Raw genomic sequence first — 4,889 nt, 5'->3', positions numbered from 1 at the left:
CGACGGCCTCATCCACAAACTCGGCCCAGGCCTCTACAGCGCCACCGCCTGGTCACCCGAAACCCTTGCATGACAAGCGAAAACACTAACTACCCGGCCTTGGGGGTTCCCCCGAAGTAGTGGACATCCGAGATAGCGGGACCGATGTTCCCTGGAAGGATGTTCCTCATGCCTCGTCCGCGTCGATCGCATTCGCCTGAGTATCGGGTGGAGGCGGCGCACCGGGTGATCGACTCCGGCCGGCCGGTGCGAGAGGTCGCTCGTGAGCTGGATCTGCACGAGAACCTGCTGCACAAGTGGGTGCGTGACGAACGCCGCCGGATGGCCGCGGCCGGGAAAGCCGGTCGTAGCGGACGGGAACCGAATAACGGAGGTGCTCAACCACTTTCCGACGACGAGCGGACCGAGTTGATGCGATTGCGAGCGACGGTCACCGAGCAGGCGGCGAAAATGGCCGAGCAGGCCAAAGATATCGCGTTCTTGGAAAAAGCCTCGGCGTACTTTGCGGCACGGCATCCAAAGTGAGCAGGTTCGAGCTCATGGCGGCGGAGTGCGCCGGTTTCGATGTGACCCGGATGGCCGAACTTTTCGGCGTCTCGACCTCCGGCTACTACCGGTTCCTGCAGGTCCGCGCCGATCCGGAGCCCTGGCCACGGCTGCAGCGCCGCTGGGACCTGGAGGTGAAAATCCGTGCCCATCACCGCGCCTCGCGCGGCACCTACGGGTCGCCGCGCATCACCGCGGACCTGCGGGCCGAGGGTGAGCGGGTGTCGAAGAACACCGTCGCGGCGATCATGACCGATCTCGGGATCGAGGGCATCAGCCCTCGCTCGTTCAAGACCACCACCATCGTCGATCCGGTCGCGGAGTTCCCACCGGACCTGGTCGGCCGCCGTTTCGACCGCGGCCGCCCCGACCTGGTCTGGTCGTCGGACATCACGTACCTGACCTGCGGTGAGGGCGACATGTACCTGTACGCGATCCGTGACGAGCATTCCCGCAGGGCGCTCGGGTGGGCGGTCGCCGACCACATGCGCGCCGAGCTGGTCATCACCGCCGTCGATCGCGCGGTCTTCATCCGGGGTGGACGCTGCCGGGCCACGATTCTGCATAGCGATCGCGGAACACCGCTGCGGCGTTGCACCGGCTCTGCCGCGCCCTGGGCGTCGTGCAATCGATGGGCCGTGTCGGATCGGCCCTGGACAACAGCCCTGCCGAGGCGTTCAACTCCACCCTGAAGGTCGAGTTCGTCCACCGGCACCGGTTTCGCACCCGCGTCGGGGCCCGGCTGAAGATCGTCACCTGGATCACCGGGTTCTACAACGCGGCCCGCCGCCACTCACTATGCGGCGGGAGATCGCCGATCGACTATGAGACCCACATGGCCACCCCACATGGCCACCGTCCGAGCGGAGGCCGCAGCAGCCCTGTCACGAGACGAGGCCGCATAAAGGACCCTCCACACTTCGAGGGGATTGACAGGCCGGGGCGTTTGTTGGGCCGGTAGGAGGGCCCGTTCATGAACACTTGGTGGCTGGTGTTGATGAGTCGGTCCAGAAGTGACTCCGCGACGACTGAATTCGGGGACAGTGGATACTAATCCACTGGTGACCGGTTCGAGGTGAGCACCATGGAGCCGCCGGCGGCGGTGCGTTCGGAGATCAGCTCGTAGAAGGTCGTCGGCCTGGGACGCGGTGAGCTCGCGCATGCCCAAGTCGTCGAGGATGAGCACGGCGGGCCGGATGAACTCGCGTAGCCGTTTGTCCCAGGTGCGGTCCGACAGCAGCGGCTACTGTTCAGCAAAGTCGCGTCGTCGGTGGGTTGCTCCGAGTGGTGCCGCTGACCGCGAGCGCGCCGTGTCGTCGGTGGCGAACAACTCCCAGCTCAACGCTGCACCCCCTGCCCGCTCCCCGACCGTGTTCACCACCGCCTCGACACCCAATCCGATCATCCGGCCGAAGCCGTGACCACCGGCCGGCTCATGCCACGACGTCACCGCCCTCACCTCGTGTCCGTGTAGAGGGTGTCGACCGGGGTCGGAGCAACCCACCGACGACGCGACTTTGCTGAACAGTAGCCGCTGCTGTCGTCAGTCAGGGTGTTCAAGTCGTGCCGCGGCCGGTGTGGCGGTCGGCCAGGGTGATCAGCCGCCGCAGCCGTCCGGCCACGGTGTCCTTCGACAGGGGTGGGGTGGCCAGCTTTCCCAGCGCGCCCATCCCGGCGTGCGGGTGTTGCAGCCGAAGGTGCGCGATGGCCGCGAGGTGGGCGGGGACCTGGTCGCCGAGCACGGCCAGCACTGTGGCGACGGTGTCGATCCCGGCCACGGCGACGTGATCAGCGACGGTTCACTCGTGGTGACGCACCCCCGCGACGGCCCCCACCCGACGTAGCGCTCCGGCGACAGCAAGCGCGACCGCGATCGTGGGGCATTCGATTTGCAGTCTCGGCGCCGCCCGCACGGATGCCCCGCGGCCAGGAACGCCGCTCGGTGCGATCGCCGCCGGGTCCTGGTCGAGGCGGGCGATGACCTCCGCCGGCAACCCCTGCACCGGACGCCCCTGGCGGGGGTCGAGCAGTTCCAGTCGGATCCGCACCCCGGTCGCATCGGCCACCCGCACCTGCCACCCCGGGTGTGCCCGCGGCCCGATCGCCGCCACCCGCCCTACTGTCTTCAGCTGCGCAGCCAGCAGCGCGCACACCCGCCAGGCCGTGGCCCGGGAACCGAACACCGGCACACCGTCCCCGGTGGCGAACCGCACCAGCGTGATCAGCTCGACACGATCGGCGTGCTTGCCGCGCGGCGCTGCCGCGCCCAACTCCTGGGCCGCCATGTCGGTCGCCGACCGGCAATCGCCATCCACACCCCCACCGTGCCAGCACACCCCACCGCCCCACCACCGGGCACGGCACGGCGCGGCGGTCGCTACGGAGCTCGCGGCGGCACACCAACCTCAACCGACGAGGCATGCTCGGGCGATCCGGACAGCCGATCAGGACAATCATTCGGCACTGGACCCACAGTCCGTGCGAGTTGATTGTTGGGGTTACTTCCATCCCGCCGCGAGCCCGGCCGAGGGTGTTCATTCGCTTGCGGCACCTTCGACATTCCCGCCTGCAAACTCGGTCGCCCGATCGGCGTTCAATCGATCCGAGCCCACCGCGGAAGAGGGCTGCAGTCGGGCGTCCAGCAGTCCCTGGAAATACGGACATGTCATGATGTCGTCGTGCGGGCATTCCAAGCCGCCTTCGATCATGTCCAATGCGGCCTGCGCTCGAGCGATCCGGACCAGCAACTTCTCGCGGTGGCGGGCCATCAGCTCATGGCGGGCCCGACCGGAGGGGGCGACCAGCATCGCCCGGATATCCGCGAGCCCGAAGCCCGCCTCCTTCGAGATCAGGATTGCCGCCACCCGGTACAGGTCCTCGTCGGTGTAGCGGCGCCGATCCCCCACGCGGGACGGTGCCAGTAGTCCTTCCGCTTCCCAGTGTCGCAGCACGTGTGTTGGTAGCCCGACCCGGGCCGCCACATCGCCGATTGACTTCATGTATACATTAAGTCGCACAATGACGACCATGTCTACCCTGCTTACCCTCCTCGACGCCTTAGACGACCTTCCCCAGGCTCGCAACCTGCGGAAACGCACCTACGAAGCGCTGGGCGACACTGTTGTCGACGTCGGCTGCGGGGGCGGGCGCGCCGTCGGCGAGTTGGCCGCCCGTGGGGTGCAGGCCGTCGGCGTCGACCTGGATCCCGCCATGATCGAGGTCGCCACGAAACGCTGGCCTGCATGCGAATTCCACGTCGCCGACGCCACCGCGCTGCCGCTCGACGACGGCTCGGTGACCGGTTACCGCGCCGACAAGGTCCTGCACGACCTCGCCGAGCCCGAGCAAGCCGTCATCGAAGCCCGCCGGGTCCTGGCCCGAAACGGCCGCGCGGTGCTCGTCGGCCAGGACTGGGACACATTCGTGATCGACTCCGACGATCCCGAACTCACCCGCACGCTCGTCCACGCTCGCGCAGACGGCATGCCGAACCCGCGGATCGCCCGCCGATACCGGAACATTCTGCTGGACAACGGGTTCACCGATGTCACCGTCGAGGTACACACGATCGTGTGTACGGACGCCACCTGCCTGCCGATGCTCGCCAACATCGGAGAAGGCGCCTGGCTCGATGACCAAACCATCAGAGCCCGCAACGATCGGCTGTTCGCCGCTGTCCCGATCTTTCTCGCCACCGGCACTCGCGCCGACTGAGTACCACATCACCGTCGGAGGCGACCTACAACTAGGGGTGCCCTCGAGGATGTGCGCCACACGAGGCAATCGGGCGTGACGGCGACGAATCTCCACCGTAGTAACGTACAGGGGCGAATCATCTGGAGTCGTTTCCGGTGCAGACGGCCCGCAAACTGCCTAGGCTCACGGATCTTGTTGTTCAACCGCCTGGAGCTTCTCCGATGACGATCCCCCCGTCCTACGCGCGCAGCCGCGCACCGCTCGGTTCGCCGATCGACACCGACGGCCCGCGGATTCCCTTGTTCGCCAACGAGTTCGCCGCGGACCCGCACAGCGCCTATCGCGAGATGCGCGAGCGGTTCGGATCGTTGGCGCCGGTGGAGCTGGCGCCGGGTGTGCCGGCCACCTTGGTGCTCGGTTATCACACCGCCGTGCGGATACTGAACGATCCGGACCACTTTCCGGCCGATCCCCGCACCTGGCAGCAGGACATCGCCGCCGATTGCCCGGTGCTGCCGATGATGCAGTGGCGGCCGAACGCGTTGTGCAACACCGGAGCCGAGCATGCCCGCTATCGGCAGGCCAACGTCGCGGGTCTGGCCAAGGTCGACCTGTACGGCTTGCACGACACCGTGGCGCAGCTGGCG

General features: G+C 67.4%; 7 protein-coding genes and 2 pseudogenes. 5 read left to right on the top strand and 4 right to left on the bottom strand.

The window, feature by feature from the left end; all coding sequences use genetic code 11:
• The first annotated feature begins 168 nt into the window (after positions 1-168).
• From ACWEO7_RS38030 to ACWEO7_RS38020, 3 genes are read left to right on the top strand one after another with little or no spacing between them, the layout of a single operon-like run.
• Positions 169-525, top strand: coding sequence for a transposase (locus tag ACWEO7_RS38030; RefSeq protein WP_452430521.1), 357 nt, complete (start codon positions 169-171; stop codon positions 523-525).
• A complete protein-coding gene (locus ACWEO7_RS38025; RefSeq protein WP_452430522.1) occupies positions 417-1,238 on the top strand; it encodes an IS3 family transposase in 822 nt (273 codons plus the stop codon). Before ACWEO7_RS38030 ends, ACWEO7_RS38025 begins: the two co-directional genes overlap by 109 nt.
• Positions 1,178-1,507: an integrase core domain-containing protein gene (locus ACWEO7_RS38020; RefSeq protein ID WP_452430519.1), complete on the top strand. Its 330-nt coding sequence runs from the start codon at positions 1,178-1,180 to the stop codon at positions 1,505-1,507. The genes ACWEO7_RS38025 and ACWEO7_RS38020 overlap by 61 nt, the downstream gene beginning before the upstream one ends.
• Here the strand turns inward: ACWEO7_RS38020 and ACWEO7_RS38015 are convergent.
• The 4 genes and pseudogenes from ACWEO7_RS38015 to ACWEO7_RS38000 all read right to left on the bottom strand — a co-directional run.
• Positions 1,483-1,780: pseudogene (locus tag ACWEO7_RS38015) on the bottom strand (ATP-binding protein); the annotation flags it as partial. The gene ACWEO7_RS38020 and the pseudogene ACWEO7_RS38015 overlap by 25 nt on opposite strands.
• A 322-nt stretch (positions 1,781-2,102) precedes the next feature.
• A complete protein-coding gene (gene whiA, locus ACWEO7_RS38010) occupies positions 2,103-2,324 on the bottom strand; it encodes a DNA-binding protein WhiA (protein WP_452430517.1) in 222 nt (73 codons plus the stop codon).
• Positions 2,325-2,345: 21 nt separating this feature from the next.
• Positions 2,346-2,861: a hypothetical protein gene (locus ACWEO7_RS38005; protein ID WP_452430515.1), complete on the bottom strand. Its 516-nt coding sequence runs from the start codon at positions 2,859-2,861 to the stop codon at positions 2,346-2,348.
• Positions 2,862-3,080: 219 nt separating this feature from the next.
• Positions 3,081-3,575: a MerR family transcriptional regulator gene (locus tag ACWEO7_RS38000; protein WP_452430513.1), complete on the bottom strand. Its 495-nt coding sequence runs from the start codon at positions 3,573-3,575 to the stop codon at positions 3,081-3,083.
• On the opposite strand from ACWEO7_RS38000, the gene ACWEO7_RS37995 reads away from it, so the two are divergent.
• Entirely contained in the window at positions 3,574-4,260 is a 687-nt protein-coding gene (locus tag ACWEO7_RS37995) for a methyltransferase domain-containing protein (protein WP_452430511.1), read from the top strand. The genes ACWEO7_RS38000 and ACWEO7_RS37995 overlap by 2 nt on opposite strands.
• Before the next feature lie 203 nt (positions 4,261-4,463).
• Positions 4,464-4,889: pseudogene (locus ACWEO7_RS37990) on the top strand (cytochrome P450); the annotation flags it as partial.

Source organism: Nocardia sp. NPDC004260, assembly GCF_053603155.1.
Note: the sequence above shows the minus strand (reverse complement) of the source record. Positions and strands in the feature narration are given on the sequence as shown.

Coding starts and splice junctions, on each gene's coding strand:
- ACWEO7_RS37995 (WP_452430511.1), top strand. CDS start 3,574: ATGTCTACCCTGCTTACCCTCCTCGACGCCTTAGACGACCTTCCCCAG.
- ACWEO7_RS38030 (WP_452430521.1), top strand. CDS start 169: ATGCCTCGTCCGCGTCGATCGCATTCGCCTGAGTATCGGGTGGAGGCG.
- ACWEO7_RS38000 (WP_452430513.1), bottom strand. CDS start 3,575: ATGGTCGTCATTGTGCGACTTAATGTATACATGAAGTCAATCGGCGAT.
- ACWEO7_RS38020 (WP_452430519.1), top strand. CDS start 1,178: ATGGGCCGTGTCGGATCGGCCCTGGACAACAGCCCTGCCGAGGCGTTC.